Annotated in this window: 16 protein-coding genes, 1 tRNA gene and 1 pseudogene; 6 read left to right on the forward strand and 12 right to left on the reverse strand. The window is 62.5% G+C overall.

What is annotated here, in order from left to right; all coding sequences use genetic code 11:
• Window positions 1-21: 21 nt before the first annotated feature.
• The 6 genes from CWB41_RS08435 to chpT form a co-directional block, all read right to left on the reverse strand.
• Window positions 22-873, reverse strand: a complete 852-nt coding sequence (locus CWB41_RS08435; RefSeq protein WP_115834707.1) for a CheR family methyltransferase — start codon at window positions 871-873, stop codon at window positions 22-24.
• Window positions 870-1,502: a CheB methylesterase domain-containing protein gene (locus CWB41_RS08440; protein ID WP_165204179.1), complete on the reverse strand. Its 633-nt coding sequence runs from the start codon at window positions 1,500-1,502 to the stop codon at window positions 870-872. The genes CWB41_RS08435 and CWB41_RS08440 overlap by 4 nt, the downstream gene beginning before the upstream one ends.
• Before the next feature lie 93 nt (window positions 1,503-1,595).
• Window positions 1,596-1,973: a response regulator gene (locus CWB41_RS08445; RefSeq protein ID WP_115834705.1), complete on the reverse strand. Its 378-nt coding sequence runs from the start codon at window positions 1,971-1,973 to the stop codon at window positions 1,596-1,598.
• Window positions 1,974-2,019: 46 nt separating this feature from the next.
• Window positions 2,020-2,508: a chemotaxis protein CheW gene (locus CWB41_RS08450; RefSeq protein WP_115834704.1), complete on the reverse strand. Its 489-nt coding sequence runs from the start codon at window positions 2,506-2,508 to the stop codon at window positions 2,020-2,022.
• Window positions 2,505-5,084 carry a hybrid sensor histidine kinase/response regulator gene (locus tag CWB41_RS08455; RefSeq protein ID WP_115834703.1) on the reverse strand — a complete coding sequence of 860 codons (2,580 nt, stop codon included), beginning with the start codon at window positions 5,082-5,084 and terminating at the stop codon, window positions 2,505-2,507. Before CWB41_RS08455 ends, CWB41_RS08450 begins: the two co-directional genes overlap by 4 nt.
• A 140-nt stretch (window positions 5,085-5,224) precedes the next feature.
• Window positions 5,225-5,896: a histidine phosphotransferase ChpT gene (gene chpT / locus CWB41_RS08460; protein WP_115834702.1), complete on the reverse strand. Its 672-nt coding sequence runs from the start codon at window positions 5,894-5,896 to the stop codon at window positions 5,225-5,227.
• A gap of 332 nt (window positions 5,897-6,228) precedes the next feature.
• On the opposite strand from chpT, the gene cysQ reads away from it, so the two are divergent.
• The 4 genes from cysQ (at window position 6,229) to CWB41_RS08480 (ending at window position 9,193) form a co-directional block, all read left to right on the forward strand.
• Window positions 6,229-7,083: a 3'(2'),5'-bisphosphate nucleotidase CysQ gene (cysQ, locus tag CWB41_RS08465; protein ID WP_115834701.1), complete on the forward strand. Its 855-nt coding sequence runs from the start codon at window positions 6,229-6,231 to the stop codon at window positions 7,081-7,083.
• An 83-nt stretch (window positions 7,084-7,166) separates the two neighbouring features.
• Window positions 7,167-7,763, forward strand: a complete 597-nt coding sequence (locus tag CWB41_RS08470) for a DUF1134 domain-containing protein (protein WP_115835438.1) — start codon at window positions 7,167-7,169, stop codon at window positions 7,761-7,763.
• A gap of 135 nt (window positions 7,764-7,898) precedes the next feature.
• The gene (locus CWB41_RS08475) at window positions 7,899-9,059 is read left to right on the forward strand and encodes a coiled-coil domain-containing protein (protein WP_129396446.1); all 1,161 of its coding nucleotides are present in this window, start codon (window positions 7,899-7,901) and stop codon (window positions 9,057-9,059) included.
• 58 nt (window positions 9,060-9,117) lie between these two features.
• Window positions 9,118-9,193, forward strand: a tRNA-Glu gene (locus CWB41_RS08480).
• A 27-nt stretch (window positions 9,194-9,220) separates the two neighbouring features.
• Here CWB41_RS08480 and CWB41_RS08485 read toward each other — a convergent pair.
• The 5 genes from CWB41_RS08485 to CWB41_RS08505 all read right to left on the reverse strand — a co-directional run bounded on the left by CWB41_RS08485 (window position 9,221) and on the right by CWB41_RS08505 (window position 14,318).
• Entirely contained in the window at window positions 9,221-9,817 is a 597-nt protein-coding gene (locus CWB41_RS08485; RefSeq protein ID WP_165204182.1) for an HXXEE domain-containing protein, read from the reverse strand.
• Between the two features lie 50 nt (window positions 9,818-9,867).
• Window positions 9,868-10,560 (reverse strand): M24 family metallopeptidase, encoded by a 693-nt coding sequence (locus CWB41_RS08490; protein WP_115834698.1) that lies wholly within the window; start codon window positions 10,558-10,560, stop codon window positions 9,868-9,870.
• Between the two features lie 27 nt (window positions 10,561-10,587).
• Window positions 10,588-10,998, reverse strand: a complete 411-nt coding sequence (locus CWB41_RS08495; protein WP_115834697.1) for a 2Fe-2S iron-sulfur cluster-binding protein — start codon at window positions 10,996-10,998, stop codon at window positions 10,588-10,590.
• A gap of 174 nt (window positions 10,999-11,172) precedes the next feature.
• On the reverse strand, window positions 11,173-13,002 hold the full coding sequence (gene ilvD, locus CWB41_RS08500) for a dihydroxy-acid dehydratase (protein ID WP_115835437.1): 1,830 nt from the start codon (window positions 13,000-13,002) through the stop codon (window positions 11,173-11,175).
• Window positions 13,003-13,280: 278 nt separating this feature from the next.
• The gene (locus tag CWB41_RS08505) at window positions 13,281-14,318 is read right to left on the reverse strand and encodes a glutamine synthetase beta-grasp domain-containing protein (protein WP_115834696.1); all 1,038 of its coding nucleotides are present in this window, start codon (window positions 14,316-14,318) and stop codon (window positions 13,281-13,283) included.
• A 389-nt stretch (window positions 14,319-14,707) separates the two neighbouring features.
• On the opposite strand from CWB41_RS08505, the pseudogene CWB41_RS16360 reads away from it, so the two are divergent.
• Window positions 14,708-14,812 (forward strand): annotated as a pseudogene (locus CWB41_RS16360) (hypothetical protein); the annotation flags it as partial.
• Window positions 14,813-14,818: 6 nt separating this feature from the next.
• Window positions 14,819-14,965 (forward strand): hypothetical protein, encoded by a 147-nt coding sequence (locus tag CWB41_RS16365; RefSeq protein ID WP_245411170.1) that lies wholly within the window; start codon window positions 14,819-14,821, stop codon window positions 14,963-14,965.
• Between the two features lie 27 nt (window positions 14,966-14,992).
• On the opposite strand, the gene CWB41_RS08515 is transcribed toward CWB41_RS16365, so the two are convergent.
• Window positions 14,993-15,922, reverse strand: a complete 930-nt coding sequence (locus CWB41_RS08515) for a glutaminase (RefSeq protein WP_115835436.1) — start codon at window positions 15,920-15,922, stop codon at window positions 14,993-14,995.
• Window positions 15,923-16,110 lie beyond the last annotated feature (188 nt).

Raw genomic sequence — 16,110 nt, forward strand, 5'->3', positions numbered from 1 at the left:
TTTTCCACTTGCGACGAGGGTTCAACTCGCGACGAGGGTGAGGCGCTGCGGCGGCTTCGGGGCTGCGGCCCGTAAAATGCTGATCGATCTGTGCTCGGGGTGGGGCACCATGGCGTCGGTCAAACCGATCACGGTCTCCGCCGCGCCCATGATGAAGAATCCATCCGGAGCGAGAGCTTTTGCCATCCGGTCGAGGACTTCCTTCTTGGTGGGCACGTCGAAATAGATGAGCACGTTGCGGCAGAAAATGACGTCGAAGCGGCCAAGCGGGGCATAGTCGGAAAGGAGATTGAACTCCGTGAAACGGATTCGCGATTGCAAATGTTCGTTGATACGCCAGCGCTCGCCCTCCTGGCGGAAATAGCGCAGGAGCTGCGAGATCGGCAGGCCGCGTTGGACCTCGAATTGCGTGTAAATGCCTTGCCGCGCCGTGTTGACAACGCTGCGGGAGAGATCGGTGGCGAGGATTTCGACGCTCCAGCCGGCAAGGCGATGCGCCTCTTCGTCGAGCAGCATGGCGAGCGAATAGGGCTCCTGGCCTGACGAGCAGGCGGCGCACCAGATGCGGATTTTGCGGCTGTCCTGCCGCGCCTGCAAAAGATGCGGGAGGATGACCTTGCGAAAATTGTCGAACGGCACGCGATCGCGAAAGAAAAAGGTTTCGTTGGTCGTCATCGCCTCGACGACGTCCCGCTCCACATCTTCGTGCGAGCCGGAGAGCAGCAGCTTGACGAGTCCGCCAAGTCCGGCGACGCCGAGTTGCTGAACCAGAGGCTGCAACCGGCTCTCGGCGAGATAAGCCTTCTCGGCATCGAGGGAGAGGCCGGAGCGCCGATTGAGCAACTGGCGCAAGACGTCGAAATCTGAATTCATGGCCGCTTTTCCCGAAGCTGGGACAGGCGCACCAGGCGGCAGACCCAGGCGCCAATTTCCTTCAATGGAAGAACCGCTTGGGCGAGTCCCTCGCTCGCGACCAGGCGTGGCATGCCCCAGACAGCGGATGAAGCCGCGTCTTGTGCGACAACCGTACCTTTGGCGGCGACGATCTCCCGCGTCCCGGCGAGGCCGTCGCTGCCCATGCCGGTCAGAACAATGCCGAGAACGCCGGCGCCGAAAGTATCGGCCGCGGAGCGGAAGAGAACGTCGACCGATGGACGGCAGAAATTCTCCGGCGGGGTATCGAGGAGGCGGATAATTGTGCTCTCGCCTTTGCGGGCGATGCTGATATGGCGGTCGCCAGGCGAAAGATATGCGTGGCCGGGCAGAATTTCCTCGCCATCGCGCGCGAGCCGTGCCGGAAGACCGGTGGCAGCTTCGATCCAGGCGGCGACCGTGTGAGTAAATTCGGCTGGAATATGCAAGGCAATGAGAACGGGAAGCTGCGCCAGGATCGGTGCGAGGTCATTGAGCACGACTGGCAAAGCCTGCGGACCGCCCGTTGACGCGCCAATAACGATCACCGCGGGCCGCGGCGCCTGCTCAAGCTCACTCAACTCGCGCACGGACACTGCCGCCGGCGATGCGCTGGCTCGGTCGAGATCCAGATTATTGCCCCGGTGACCCATACGAGCATGCCATTTTAAATCGACGCAGAATCAAGCAGCGGAATCGAGCAGGCCAATCTCTTCCAGTTTCGATTGCAGAATCTGCTTGTCGAAGGGCTTCATGATGTATTCGTCAGCGCCGGCATGGATCGCACGGGCGATATGCGCGACGTCGTTCTCCGTCGTGCAGAAGACGACCTTCGGCTTGAGGCCCTCGGGCATCTTGCGGAGCTCGTGCAGGAACTCGAAGCCGTCCATGACCGGCATGTTCCAGTCGAGCAGGATCGCGTCGGGCATGAAAAAGGTGCAGGCGTTGAGCGCCTTGCGGCCGTCTTCGGCCTCTACGGTTTGAAAGTTCATTCCTTCAAGTATGCGTCGCGCAACTTTCCGGATTACGGTCGAATCATCGACCACCAGGATCTGTTTCATGCTGTCTTCCTCACATCCCGTCCTGTCGTTTGCCCGTCGCGATGCGTCACAAGTGACGCGGGAAATCGAAAACGGCACTCACGTCGAGCAGGGAAAGAATCTCAGTCTCGAGACGATAGGCCGCTTTGGTAAACTTTGCCCTGCGTTCCCCAAGGTGAGGGGGCAGTAAAATTTCGGTTTTCGGGTCGAGATGGATGACGTCGCCGACCTCGTCGACGACCAGCGCGAAATTCTCGCCGCGATGATCCATGCCTACAGCCAAGGTTGAGCGGGTCTCCGGCGGCTCCGGCAGATTGAGCCGGCGGCGCAGGCTGACGGCGGTCACGATCTTGCCGCGCAGATTGACGAGCCCGATAATCTCCCGCGGCCCCAGCGGCACGGGCGTGACGGCCTCTATCCCGAAGATCGTCTGGACGCTGTCGACCGGCAGGCCAAAGGCTTCCCCGCCGACGAAGACGATGAAGCATTGCAAATGCGCTGTCTCGCCCACGGCCTTCGCAGCCGGGCTCGGGTGCTGGGTCGAAATCTGTGTCATGCCGCGGCCGATCCGATGACGGTTTTTTCCAGGTCGTTCTTGTGGAGATGGCGCAGTTCCAGAACGTCGCCCAGCATCTTGACGAGCGCGGGCCGATCGAACTTGCCGACCGCGCCACACATGCCGGATTCCCGCGCCGCTTGCAGAACCGTCGGCGCGGCATGTGCCGCCAGGGCGATGATCGGCAGGTCGCGATGGCGCGGTTCGCGCGTCAACCGGCGCGCCAACTCGTAGCCGCTCATCTGCGGCATGTCGGTATCTGTCACCACGGCGTCGAAGTGCGCGCCTTTTTCAAACATCGTCAGCGCTTCAGAGGCTGAAGCGGCGGTATTGACGCAGTAACCGGCGGCGATGATCAGCGGCGCCAGCATGTCGCGGAAGAATGGTTTGTCGTCGACGAGGAGGATATGGAACTGGTGGGCGACGCCGCGCGAATAGGCGTTCGGCCGGCCGATCTGCATGAAGTAGGTGGCATCGAGCACTTCGGCGATCTCGCCGCGAATCTCGGCTGTGCCGATGATGCCGGGCGATGTGCTCGCGATCTCGATGGTCAGGCGCGCCTCCACGACATCGATGATCTGCTCGATCAGCAGGCCCAGGCTCTCGCCGCCGATGCCGAGCACGAGAACTGGGTTGACCGCCTGAAGCTGGGCTTCAGTCGTGGAAAAGAGCGGCACGAGCGGCATCAGATGCGACTGGTGCTGAACGACCATGAGGCCGTCCGAGGTGCGGATATCCGCGGCGGGAATCGATTCGATCCGAACGACGAGCGACAGCGGCAGGGCCTTCAGAGCGCCCGCCCCCGCGCGGAAGAGAACGAAGCGCGTCGTCTCGTCCGCCGGCGTGAAAGTCTCGACGACGCGGCCGACCGTATAGTCGTTGGTGCGCTCGAAGCCCATGCGGGCCGCAATGCCGGTCGGGTCCAGGATCAGCACGACGGAGCCGTCGCCGAGGATCGTATGGCCGGAAAAAACCTCGAGCTCCGAGAGCGAACTGCCGAGCGGCTTGACGACGATTTCCTGCACGTCGGTCACGGCATCGACCAGAACGCCGAAGGCGCGGTTGTTGACGCGCATGACGATGACGAGATCGCCGGACGCGGGGCCGGAGCCGGAATCGATTTCAAGAATGGTGCTCAGCGCCACGACGGGCAGGATGTCTTCGCGCAGCCGCAGAACCAGGCTTCCCTGGAGGTCTTCAAGCGTGTGGATGCCGGCCTCGCCGAGGCCGACAGCCTCGACGACCGAATGTTGCGGCAAGGAGAAGCGATGACCGCAGGCCTCGACGATGAGTGCGGGCGTGATCGCCAGGGTGAGCGGAATCTTCAGCGTGAAGCTGGTGCCCTTGCCAGGCACCGTCGTCAGCGAGATCGCGCCGCCGATCGCTTCGATATTGTCGCGCACGATGTCCATCCCGACACCGCGACCCGAAATGCTGGTGACCGCGGCGGCGGTCGAGAAGTCCGGCGCGAAAATAAAACGGCCGACGTCTTCGTCGGAGAGTTCTTTGGCCTCGCTGGCGGACACGAGCCCTTTCGCGATGGCCTTGGCGCGAATTTTCTGCACGTCCAGGCCGCGGCCATCGTCGGAAACATCGATGGTGATATAGCCCGCTTCGTGGGTTGCGGCGACGCGGATGGTGCCTTCTTCCGGCTTGCCGAGCGCCAGCCGCTCCGCCGGGGTTTCGATGCCGTGGTCGGCGCAATTGCGCAGCAAATGCGTCAGCGGATCGCGAATGAGTTCGATGAGCTGGCGGTCGAGTTCGGTATCGGCGCCCTCTGTGACGAGATGCAGCTTCTTCTTCAGCTCGACGGCGAGCTCGCGCACGAGCCGGGGCAAGCTCGCGAAGAGGCGGCCGACGGATTGCATCCGCGCCCGCATCACGGCGTCTTGTAAATCCGTCGTCAGGCTGGAGAGGCGCTGCAACGGCGTCTTGATGACCGCATCGTCCTGATGGCGCGTAATCTCAAGGAGCTGATTGCGGGTCAGCACCAGCTCGGAGACGAGGAGCATGATGCGCTCAAGTGCGCTAACCGAGACGCGGATGGTCTCCGGCCGCGTTTGCGCGGGGGCGTGAGCGGGCGTGCGGATTTCCTTGCGCGTCGGGCCGGCCTTCTCATCTTCCGCCTTGTCAGCTTCCGCTTTGGCGGGTTCGATGGCGGCTGGGGCGGGCGCGGCCTCTCCCGGCTCGCGCGAGGAGGTTGAGAAGTCGGCATGGGTCTGCAAGGCGGCGATCAGATCATCGTCGGTGCCGCCGGGCTCTTTTCCCGTAGCGGCAAGGGCGGCAAGAATATTTTTTACGCGGTCGACCGCCGCCAATGTCAGCGACACGGTTTCGGCGGTCGCCGGTGCCCCGTCGCGCAATTTGCTGATCAGCGATTCAGTGACATGCGTCAGATGTTCGAGGCGGGGCAAACCGAGAAAGCCGCATGTTCCCTTGATCGTATGGAACAGACGGAAAATCCGGATGATCGCCTCGCGATCTGCCGGATCCCGCTCGAACAGTACCAATTGCTCGCCAGCGGCCTCGATATGCTCGCTCGTCTCGACGAGAAAATCGTTGAGCAGGTCGTCCATCGCTGCGCCAAATCTCCAGCCGAGGACAGGCCCGGCGCAGAACTATCGCGCAGAATGGGTTAAGGAGCGTTGAAAAAGACCGCAGACCGACCCGCCGGAAAGAGCGAACCGATTGATATTCAAATTTTATTTAGTTTTAATCAGGCCGTTGCATTGGCAAGAGCGGCGGTTGATGCGGGGCAGGCTTCGATCCGGACTTTTTCGGTTGTCGCCTCGACCGTCAGCGTCAGTTCGGCAGCCCGCGCGATAAGACCCGCATAAAAGGCCTGGATGCCATGCGCATCGACCTGGTTGTTCTCGGGCGTTCCGGCAAGAAGATGCGGAACATGACTCGCCAGGCGGGCATTGATGCCGGTGGCTTCGACATCGATGCGCGGGGTGGGCTCGCTTGTATCGACATTCACCGCGATCACGCCGCCGCGCGGGATTGCTGCGGCCGCGATCAGGCAAAGATTCAAGATCAACTTGACCTTGTCCTTCGCCATCAGCACGCGCGGAACGTTCCAGGCGAGCTTCGTGCGATCGTCCTCCAGGAGGCCGCGGGTCACCTTTTCGGCGTCGCCCGTATCTATCGCCGCGCCCGCAGAGCCTGCTGCGCCGAACGCCAGACGGCAGAATTGCAGCCGCGCTGACGCCGTGTGTGCGCTCTTCTTGACGAGGTCGAGCGCGAAGCCCCGCATCTCCGGATCTTTCTCCTCGTCGAGCATCTCGAGCCCGTTGACGATGGCGCCGACCGGGCTGATCACATCGTGGCAGACGCGCGAGCAGAGCAATGCGGCGAGGTCGAGAGGGCCGAGCGCGAATTCCGTCATGTTGCGTCCCTTGGATGATCCAACACGAGTCTGCGGTGATGCCGCGAAAGACTCTTTTTCTGGCGATGCCGGCGTCTAATCACGAACGCTGATGGCCGAATCCATTCTGTTGCGCTGCGGTAGATCGGCAGAAATTCTTCGCAGGTGCAAGATAAATCTCTGATCCATTCCAAAGGCAACCGGTCACGAATCGACTTGCGCGCCGATGGCATTTTGTTACACCCCGTGCCAATGTTTGCAAACATTGCGGCGTTGGGCCTTCAACAAGCCTTCGCAAGTTAATATGTCACTGGTCGGCGGCTCCGTGCAGCGCCGCCAGCGTGCGAGACCCGATGTCCGTTCAAATAACCCCAAAGCCGCTGAGTTTAAACTACCGGGCGATTGCGGAAGATTTCGCTGAACTCGCCGTGGCGGCGGGCGCCGCTGTCATGTTGTTTTACAACAGCGATAGCCATGCGCGCGAGAAGGGCGACACGAGCCCCGTTTGCGACGCCGATCTGGCAGGCGAGGCGGTTATTCTCGCCGGGCTTGCGGCACGCTTGCCGGATTTGCCGGTCATCTCGGAGGAGGCTGCGGCGGCCGGCGCCAAAGCGACCTGCGGGGATGCCTTCATCCTTGTCGATCCGGTTGACGGCACGCGCGAGTTCCTTGCCGGCAAGGGCGAGTTCACGGTCAATATCGGGCTCGTCGTGCATGGCGAGCCAAAAATTGGCGCCGTTTATGCGCCAGCTTTGGAACAGATGTGGCTCGCCGGCGATCATGCCGTGACTTTCCCCGTCGCACCTGGCGGAAAATTGCCGCCGCCCGAGCAGCGCCAGCGCATCCACACGCGCAAGCCGGATCAGGATGGGCTCATCGCGCTGACGAGCTGGTCGCATACCGATCCGCGCACCTCGGCGTTTCTGGAAAATCTGAACGTCAAACAGCGGCGCATGATCGGTTCGTCGCTCAAATTCTGCTCTTTGGCGGATGGCTCGGCCGACATCTATCCGCGCTTCGGTGCGACGATGGAATGGGATACGGCGGCGGGCGACGCCGTCCTGCGGGCTGCGGGCGGCATCGTGCTCGACCGCGACGGGCTGCCGCTGCGCTATGGCAAGGCGGCGACCAAATTCATGAACGGCTCCTTTGTCGCATGGGCTGATCCTGCCGCGATTCAGGCCACGCTTGGCGCAAGAAGGGCGTAATTTTCCGTTAACCATACTCGCGGAGAGTCGGCCGGTGATTCGTCGAATTTCGAGTCAGCGCAGCCCTCATGCGGGAGATGTTCATGCGCCCCACGTCGCGGCGGGAATTTACGACGAAACTGGCGTTGATCGCGGCCTCGAGCCTGGTTTGCGGCCTGCCCAAGCCCGCGCTTGCCCTCGACGAGGACGACAAGCCGGGCGAATTCACCGGCGATGAGCTGGTCCATGCCGGGCATCATTTTTTCGGCACGCTTTCGCGCGGCTTGGCCGAGGTCATTGAAGAGGCGACCCGGCGCTGGGGCCGGCCCAACGGCTATATTCTCGGCCAGGAGGCGGGCGGCGCCTTCATTGGTGGCCTGCGCTACGGCGAGGGCTTTATGTACACGCGCAATGCGGGCGATCTGAAACTCTTCTGGCAAGGTCCGTCGCTCGGCTTCGATGCGGGCGCCGATGGTGACCGCACGATGATGCTGGTCTACGGGTTGCCGGCCGTGAACGCCGTGTTTCAGCGCTTTGCCGGGGTCGATGGCTCGGCCTATTTCGTCGGCGGGTTCGGCATGACGGCGCTTACGGCCAACAATGTCGTGGTCGTGCCGGTTCGCACTGGCCTCGGGGCCAGACTCGGCGTCAACGTTGGCTATCTCAAATTCACGCCGCACCCGACCTGGAACCCGTTCTAACCGGCAGCCTAGCGACCTTCGGCACAGGCGGCGGCCCGACTTACGCCGCACTGAGGATTTTTGATCTCTATCGGCAGAGGTGCCATAGTCCGAGCAAGTCCTACCGGCGGGCGAAACGGCGTGATTGAACAGGCCATGATTTTTGCGCTTGGGTTCCTGGTCGCAGGGCTCATGGCGCTTGCCTTCGCGCCCGCGTTCTGGCGCCGCGCCCTGCGTCTGTCGCGGCGCCGGCTTGAGACGCAAGTCCCTCTGTCCGTTGAAGAAATTCTTGCGGACCGGGATCATTTGCGGGCCGAATTCGCGATCGAGCGGCGGCGTCTGGAAATTCGCACGGAGGAGGTCGTCGAGGCTCATGCCGCCGACCGCAGCGAATTGGGCCGGCGCGCGGCCGCGCTTCTGATGCTCCAGCAGACGATTGAAGTCCAGCGCGAGGAACTCCGCACGCATAGTCAGGCTCTGGCGAAAGCGGAGCAGGAGGTCGCCGCCCTTTCCAGCGAGCGCGGGGCCTTGACCGGCGCGCTTTATGACGCCGACGGCCTCTATCAAAAGAAACAGGAGGACCTCGCCAGGCTCAATCAGGCGCATCAGAGCTTGTCCGCGCTCGCCGACGAGCGGCTTGCGAGCCACGCTTCCGCCGATGCGCGCGCCGCCGGGCTCGAATTGCGGCTCGGCGATTTGAGCCGGACCTTGGTCGAGGCGGAAAAACGCTTCACCGAGCGTACCGCGCATGCGGCCCGGCTCAACGATGCCCTGGTCGTCGCGCGCAGCAATCTCGAGGTTCTCGAAGGCAATTACGCCGTCCTGCAAAAGAAGTTCGACGCCGGGACGGCGCGCGTGGCGCAGCTCGGCAAGGAGCTCGACGAGCTTCGCCAGCAGCGCGACATCGATCAGGGCAAGCTGCGCGCGCTCAACATCAAGATCGGCGTGCAGGAAGCCTCGCTGGAAGACGCCAAGGCGCGCGAGGCGAAGCTGTCTGAGCAGCGGGACCAGCAGATCGAAAGGCTGCGGGGATCGGAACGCGCCCTCGGCGAAAAATACGAGAATTTGCGCGCGGAATTTTCAGCGCTGCAGGGCGCACTGGATGTCGCGCGGCGACGTTGCGAGACCCTGGAGGCCGAGCTGTCGCGGGTGGGCGGGCGTGCCAAGCCCGCGCATGTGCCCGAAACGGGGGAGAGCGGCGCGGCGATCGTCCGGCTGGCTCCGGTGAACGGCGAGGCGCCTCCGGTGCGGGCGCCGGCGGAAGGCGAGTCGCAAGAGGTTCCCAATCTTGAGATGACAAACCAGACCGGAACCTGAGAATGGTCGAAGCGCGGCCTTGCAGGCGCCGGGATCGCGCGATAGAAGCCTGCTTCCCGCTCCCTTCGTCTAGCGGTCTAGGACGTCGCCCTCTCACGGCGAAAACAGGGGTTCGAGTCCCCTAGGGAGCGCCAAGGATTCCAGTGGCTGACGGCCGCGCGCTAAGCCTTGGTCCTGCGGCGGCGTAGGAACGAGATCACGAACAGCCCTCCGGCAGGCACGTGGAGGACGACGCCGAGCAAGGCGATCAGCGCGACCTCCGCGCCGGACAGCGCGCCGCGCGCCACCTCATGGACGAGCACGAAGACTGTAAAGGGAATGAACAAGACGAGACCGGTGACGAGCCCGGGATTGTAGATACGCAGCGCCATCCCGGCGGCGACATGAATAATGCCGTTGATCAATGTCAGCCCGATCCAGGCGAGGCCGAGCCACCGCAACGTCTCCGGAAACAGCGCGGCGAGCCCTATCGGCAGCCACACATAGCCGATATTGACGAGCGCGGTGCCGCCCATATCGACCGGCCAATTGTCGTTGCCGCTATGGAAGATGTGAGCGTCGGCGAATTGACGAAAGCCGCCGGGCCACAAGTGCTCCTCGATCTGATGAAAGAAATAGATCACGAGCAGCGCCGCGAACAAGGCGCGCTCGCTCAGGGGATCGTCGCGAAAAAGCGCGATCCACACCACGGCGCCGACGGCAGCGAGCACCGGCAGGGCCTTTTGCCAATTGGCGGAAATGCAAGAGACGATGGTCAACCGCACAGCCCCGGCAGATCGAATAAGCCTACCGGGGCATTATGTAACGATCAAGCGAAGTAGCTGTCGTCGAGCAGCATGTCCTCAAAGAACGCGCCGTAGCCAGCCGTCGGATGGCGGATGTGAATTTCCAGAACCCACAGCAACGGCGACGGCTTGAAATCGACCTCCGCCATCGGGCCATCGTAGATCGCGGCATGGGGAAAGTCCGAGAGCCGATGGCCGGAAAGGTCCATGTTCAGTTCCCAGCCCATCTTCTTCGCTTCCTCGATTGCGAATTCATAGAGTTCGCGGCCGCTCATGCCGGTCGATTCCCATTTCTTGCGCACGATGTGGAAAAGCTTCTTGGCGTCCTCGCCGCATTTTGCCATCTCCGGCGCGGTGCCGACGGTGAAGGTTTCGCCACCGTCGCCCTCGAACTCGCCCCAGACCGGGCCGATGTCGAGGAAGAAGATGTCGTTTTCCTTTAGTACGACTCCAGGGTCGGACGCCGCGCCGAAGGTCTTCAGCGTGTTGGGCCCAAAGCGGACATAGACATCATGCCAGCCGCGCACCATGTCGCCCTCGGCCAGAATTTCCTTGGCCATGGCCACGGCATCCTCTTCCACCATGCCCGGCTTACACTTGGCGGCGACGGCGTGGATAGTGGCACGCGTCTTCGCCCGCATCTCGAGCATCTTCTCCTTGAGAAAGGCCGGCCCGACGGCTTCCAACTGGCTCTGCTTGTCGAGGACTTCGTTCATGCTGAGGTCTCCTGTTAGGACTTCGGGTTAGGACTTGGGGGCGACGGGATAAGCGTTGAGCCGCAGGCCGGAGAGCGGCTCGGTCAAGATGATCTGGCAGGCGAGACGATGGGTCCGCGCATCCTCGCCGCGGGCGAGATAGCCGAGCAGCCGGATCTCATTCGTGGAAGGCTCCGGTAAGGCATCAAGCCCAGCTTCCACCGACACGCGGCACGCGCCGCAGATTCCGCGGCCCTTGCACACTGTCGCCAGCGCCACACCGGACCTTTGACAGGCGGCAAGCACGCTTTCGTCCGGTAGTGCGCTGACCGCCGCGCCGTTCAGGAAAAACTCAACCATCGCCAGGGGTTCCGCGAACGGCTGGATTGTCGCGCTGCCGTCGCTGCCGGTGGAGTGCGGCGTGCCACACGGCGAGGCGGAAGGGTCATCGGTCAGCATGTCTATTTTTAGGGACAGAACTGGCTCCGCAGAAACGTCCAGTCTTGTTATTCATGCTGGGCCAGAAAACGCCCGGCAAAGCCGGAGCGGAAATTTTTACAAGATCGACCGGCCCGGCACCGTGCGGTGACCCGCGCGGGCCGTCGATTTATGAGCGCTTGGAGGGTGGCAGACTCAGATGCGCCGAACCGCGCCCTCGGAGGCGCTGGTCGTCATCGCGGCATAGGCCCTCAATGCTCGCGAGACGGCCCGCTTGCGTGGCTCGGCCGGCTGCCATCCCTGCTGATCCTGGATCGCGCGGCGTGCCGCCAGCTCATCTTCGGCGACGACGAGATTTATGCGGCGGTTGGGAATGTCGAGCTCAATCAGATCGCCGTCCCGAACAAGGCCGATGGTGCCGCCCTCGGCCGCTTCGGGCGAGACGTGACCCACGGAAAGCCCGCTCGATCCCCCCGAAAACCGGCCATCGGTGACGAGCGCACAGAGTTTTCCGAGACCTTTGGATTTCAGATAGCTTGTCGGATAGAGCATTTCCTGCATTCCAGGGCCGCCGCGCGGGCCTTCGTAGCGGATCACCACCACGTCGCCGGGCTTGACCTTGCCGGCGAGAATGCTGTCCACAGCCGCGTCCTGGCTCTCGAACACGCGGGCCGTGCCGGCGAATTTGAGAAGCGAATCGTCAACGCCCGCCGTCTTCACGATGCAGCCATCCGCCGCGAGGTTGCCATAGAGCACGGCGAGGCCGCCGTCCTGCGAGAAAGCGTGCTCCTTGTCGCGGATCGCGCCGTGCTCCCGGTCGAGATCCAGCGCGTCGTAATAGCGATCTTGCGAGAATGCCGTTTGCGTCGGAACGCCGCCGGGCGCCGCGCGATAGAAGGTTCGCACGGAATCGCTCTTGGTGAGCCGAACGTCCCAACGTTCCAGGGCCTCGGCGAGCGTCGATGAATGGACGGTGCGCACGTCCGCCTGGATCAATCCGGCGCGGTCGAGCTCGCCCAATATCGCCATGATACCGCCGGCGCGATGAACGTCCTCCATATGCACGTCGGACTTCGCCGGGGCGACTTTGCAGAGGCAGGGCACGCGCCGCGACAGGCGATCGATATCCGTCATGGAAAATGGAATTTCGGCCTCGCGCGCGGCGGCGAGCAGATGCAGCACCGTATTGGTCGAACCGCCCATCGCGATGTCGACCGTCATCGCGTTCTCGAAGGCGGTGAAGTTGGCGATCGCGCGCGGCAGCACGCCGGCATCGTCCTGCTCGTAATAACGGCGGCTCAAATCGACGATGAGATGCGCCGCCTCGACGAAAAGACTTTTGCGCGCCGCGTGTGTCGCGAGCGTCGAACCGTTGCCGGGCAGCGAAAGGCCAAGCGCCTCGGTGAGGCAGTTCATCGAATTGGCGGTGAACATGCCGGAACACGATCCGCACGTGGGGCACGCCGAACGCTCGATGACTTTGACATCTTCGTCGCTCACGCGGTCATCGGCCGCCGCGACCATCGCGTCGACCAGATCCAACGCGGCCTGCTTGCCATGCAGCACGACTTTGCCCGCTTCCATCGGACCGCCCGACACAAAAACCGTCGGGACGTTGAGCCGCAGCGCCGCCATCAGCATGCCGGGCGTGATCTTGTCGCAATTGGAGATGCAGACCATCGCGTCGGCGCAATGCGCGTTGACCATATATTCGACGCTGTCGGCGATCAGCTCGCGCGACGGAAGCGAATAAAGCATTCCATCGTGTCCCATCGCGATCCCGTCGTCGACGGCGATGGTATTGAATTCCTTCGCGACTCCGCCGGCCTTTTGAATTTCGCCGGCGACGAGCTGGCCGAGGTCCTTCAGGTGCACGTGACCCGGGACGAATTGGGTAAACGAATTGACCACGGCGATGATCGGCTTGCCGAAATCTTCATCCTTCATGCCCGTCGCCCGCCAAAGACCGCGAGCGCCGGCCATGTTGCGGCCGTGGGTCGTCGTGCGCGAACGATAGGGGGGCATCATGTTCTCCGGACGCCAGGTGAATTCTGGAACGTGCTGTTAGCACAGCCCGGGGCGGAATATGACAATATCTTTGAGTCCTTGCCAGCCAAGCCTAAGCCCGCCCGTCGCGCGGGGTAGAGGGAGAACGCGCGGAAGCCTGGCCGGGGCCAGGCTGAGAAATTGCTTATTTTGCTGAATGGGAGAAGGTGGACCCGCGCTTCAGAGCAGCAGCGGTGCGTCCGGATATGGCCCGCAGGCGAGGGTCGCGGCGTGGCAAGCACGCCGCGACAAGTGCATCAGGCGGCGGCCGAAACGCTGCTTCCCGTCGATACGGAAGCGATCGTCTTCAGAACCCGCGAAGCGATCTGGTAGGGGTCGCCCTGGGAGTTCGGGCGGCGATCCTCAAGATAGCCCTTGTAGTCGTTTTTGATGAAGCTGTGAGGCACGCGGATGGACGCGCCGCGGTCCGCGATGCCGTAGCTGAACTCGTGGATCGAGGCGGTCTCGTGCTTGCCGGTGAGGCGCATGTGATTGTCCGGGCCGTAGACGGCGATGTGCTCCTCGCGGTTCGCATCGAAGGCGGCCATCAGTTTCTCGAAATACTCCTTGCCGCCGGTCTCGCGCAGATAGGTCGTCGAGAAGTTGCAATGCATGCCCGAGCCGTTCCAGTCGGTGTCGCCGAGCGGCTTGCAGTGGTACTCGATATCCACGCCATACTTCTCGGTCAGGCGCTGCAGCAGATAGCGGGCAACCCACATTTCGTCAGCGGCCTTCTTGGAGCCTTTGCCGAAAATCTGGAATTCCCACTGGCCCTTCGCCACTTCGGCATTGATGCCCTCGTGGTTGATGCCGGCATAAAGGCAGAGATCGAGATGCTCTTCGACGATCTTGCGGGCGATGTCGCCGACGTTCTTGAAGCCGACGCCGGTGTAATAGGGGCCTTGCGGCCCGGGATAGCCGGCCTCCGGGAAGCCGAGCGGACGGCCGTCCTTGTAGAAGAAATATTCCTGCTCGAAGCCGAACCATGCGCCCGGATCGTCCAGAATCGTGGCGCGGCCGTTCGACGGATGGGGGCTGCCATCGGGCAGCAGAACTTCGCACATTACGATCGCGCCATCGGTGCGCGCGCCGTCCGGATAAACCGCAACCGGCTTGAGCACGCAGTCCGAACTATGACCTTCGGCCTGCTTCGTCGAAGAGCCGTCGAAACCCCAGAGCGGCAGCTGGTCGAGCGCCGGGAATACGTCGAATTCCTTGATCTGGGTCTTGCCGCGCAAGTTCGGCACGGGCGTATAGCCGTCGAGCCATATGTACTCGAGCTTGTACTTCGTCATCACAAAGTTTCCTCTTTACGGCGAAGGTTAGATTAGAAGGCCGTTATCTTTACCGGCGGGGGAATGCTTGTTCTTTAAGCACGAACGCCATTTTTAAGCACTTTTTATGCCAGTGAGGCCGACCCCGGCCACGGTCTGGACTGCATAAGACGCATTTTTGATATTGCGCAAGTCGTGGCAACGAGATTGTTGGGTAATTGGCCGCAACCGGAGGCCAGCTCAGGCGTTGGGCTAGGGCGCGAAGGGCCGCGAGAGGCATTGAAAATGCCTTGGATCGTGACGATCTGACTTCAAAATCTGCATTTCGCCTAAAAGGTGGTAATCTCAGCTGAGAGTCGCCGGTGGAATGTCAATCTGCTCACGTTGAGCGAAATGAATTGAGATACGCGATGGAACCGAACTCTTATTCTGGCTCTGCCAAGATTTTCGCTTTCCCGTCCGGCGGACGAGATGCGGAGAGCACGCGACGCGAAGAAGCCGGCCTCAAGGAGAATGGGGTCTTGACGGCCTCCCTCGGCAGCGGCTGGTATCACGAGTCCGCGATGCAGGCGGACGTGGCTCCTGTCTATAGCTCACATAGCACGCCTTGGTGGGCCGAAGCCGAGCACGAGTCGCAGGCGAAGGGTTTCGCGAACCGCGCTTTTTAAGCGTATCGGACTTCCTTCAAGCTACCGCTAGCCGCCAAAGATGGACCAGCCCATCCTTCGGGTGAGCATTTCGAGCGCAATCCGCCCGAGGTGCGAATTGCCTGAAGCGTCGAGCCCCGGCGACCAGACGGCGATCGAAGCTGCGCCGGGCGCGATGGCGAGGATGCCGCCGCCGACGCCGCTTTTGCCGGGCAAGCCGACGCGATAGGCGAATTCGCCCGAACCATCGTAATGCCCGCATGTCAGCATGATGGCGTTGATGCGCCGCGCGCGCTCCGGTTGGACGACCGAGAGCCCGGTCGCGGGATTGCGCCCCTGATGCGCCAGAAAACGTCCGGCCAGGGCGAGCTGGCGGCACGTCATCGCAATCGCGCAATGGTGGAAATAGACCCCGAGCGTGAAATCCACCGGGTTTTCGAGCACGCCGAAGGATTTCATGTAATTGGCCAGCGCCCGGTTGCGAAAGCCGGTGCGATCCTCGGAGGCCGCCACCGCCCTGTCGATTGTGATCGACGGATCGTCGGCGAGAAACTGCATGAATCGCAGGATTTCGCCCAGCGCCTCGCGCGGCTGGTGGCCGGAGAGGATCACATCCGTCACCGCAATCGCCCCGGCGTTGATGAATGGGTTGCGCGGTATGCCGCGCTCGCGCTCCAACTGGACGATCGAGTTGAAGGGAGTTCCAGATGGTTCCCGGCCGACACGTTGCCACAACCGGTCGCCGACCATGCCAAGGGCGAGCGTCAACGTGAAGACTTTTGAGATGCTCTGGATGGAAAAGGGCAGATCGGCGTCGCCGCCGCAGGCCAGCTCGCCCTCCGCGTCGGCCACAGCCAGCCCGAAAGCATTTGGATCGACGTGGGCGAGCTCGGGAATGTAATCCGCGACCGTGCCGCGATCCGGTCTCTGCCGCATCTCTGCGGCGATGTCTTTTACAACAGAATCAAGCTTCGACATAAGGCTCCAATCCCGCCCTGGCGGCGGCGCGCATCCGCAATTTCTGTGCCGCACAAGCCCGGTAAGCTTGATCGAAATCAAGAGATTTTCGCCCGAATACGCTTTAATTGTTGCGTCGCACATATGCGGTTCGGACGGCGTCTGATTTTTGTCGGCGCGCGATGCAAGTGCATAGGTCGAGTGCATAG

Source organism: Methylovirgula ligni (assembly GCF_004135935.1).
GTDB lineage: Bacteria > Pseudomonadota > Alphaproteobacteria > Rhizobiales > Beijerinckiaceae > Methylovirgula > Methylovirgula ligni.

Bases quoted from the DNA above. Each gene is read 5' to 3' on its own strand.
- CWB41_RS08435 (WP_115834707.1), bottom strand. From the start codon at position 873: ATGAATTCAGATTTCGACGTCTTGCGCCAGTTGCTCAATCGGCGCTCC.
- CWB41_RS08445 (WP_115834705.1), bottom strand. From the start codon at position 1,973: ATGAAACAGATCCTGGTGGTCGATGATTCGACCGTAATCCGGAAAGTT.
- CWB41_RS08450 (WP_115834704.1), bottom strand. From the start codon at position 2,508: ATGACACAGATTTCGACCCAGCACCCGAGCCCGGCTGCGAAGGCCGTG.
- CWB41_RS08455 (WP_115834703.1), bottom strand. From the start codon at position 5,084: ATGGACGACCTGCTCAACGATTTTCTCGTCGAGACGAGCGAGCATATC.
- chpT (WP_115834702.1), bottom strand. From the start codon at position 5,896: ATGACGGAATTCGCGCTCGGCCCTCTCGACCTCGCCGCATTGCTCTGC.
- cysQ (WP_115834701.1), top strand. From the start codon at position 6,229: ATGTCCGTTCAAATAACCCCAAAGCCGCTGAGTTTAAACTACCGGGCG.
- CWB41_RS08470 (WP_115835438.1), top strand. From the start codon at position 7,167: ATGCGCCCCACGTCGCGGCGGGAATTTACGACGAAACTGGCGTTGATC.
- CWB41_RS08475 (WP_129396446.1), top strand. From the start codon at position 7,899: ATGATTTTTGCGCTTGGGTTCCTGGTCGCAGGGCTCATGGCGCTTGCC.
- CWB41_RS08490 (WP_115834698.1), bottom strand. From the start codon at position 10,560: ATGAACGAAGTCCTCGACAAGCAGAGCCAGTTGGAAGCCGTCGGGCCG.
- CWB41_RS08495 (WP_115834697.1), bottom strand. From the start codon at position 10,998: ATGCTGACCGATGACCCTTCCGCCTCGCCGTGTGGCACGCCGCACTCC.
- ilvD (WP_115835437.1), bottom strand. From the start codon at position 13,002: ATGCCCCCCTATCGTTCGCGCACGACGACCCACGGCCGCAACATGGCC.
- CWB41_RS08505 (WP_115834696.1), bottom strand. From the start codon at position 14,318: ATGACGAAGTACAAGCTCGAGTACATATGGCTCGACGGCTATACGCCC.
- CWB41_RS08515 (WP_115835436.1), bottom strand. From the start codon at position 15,922: ATGTCGAAGCTTGATTCTGTTGTAAAAGACATCGCCGCAGAGATGCGG.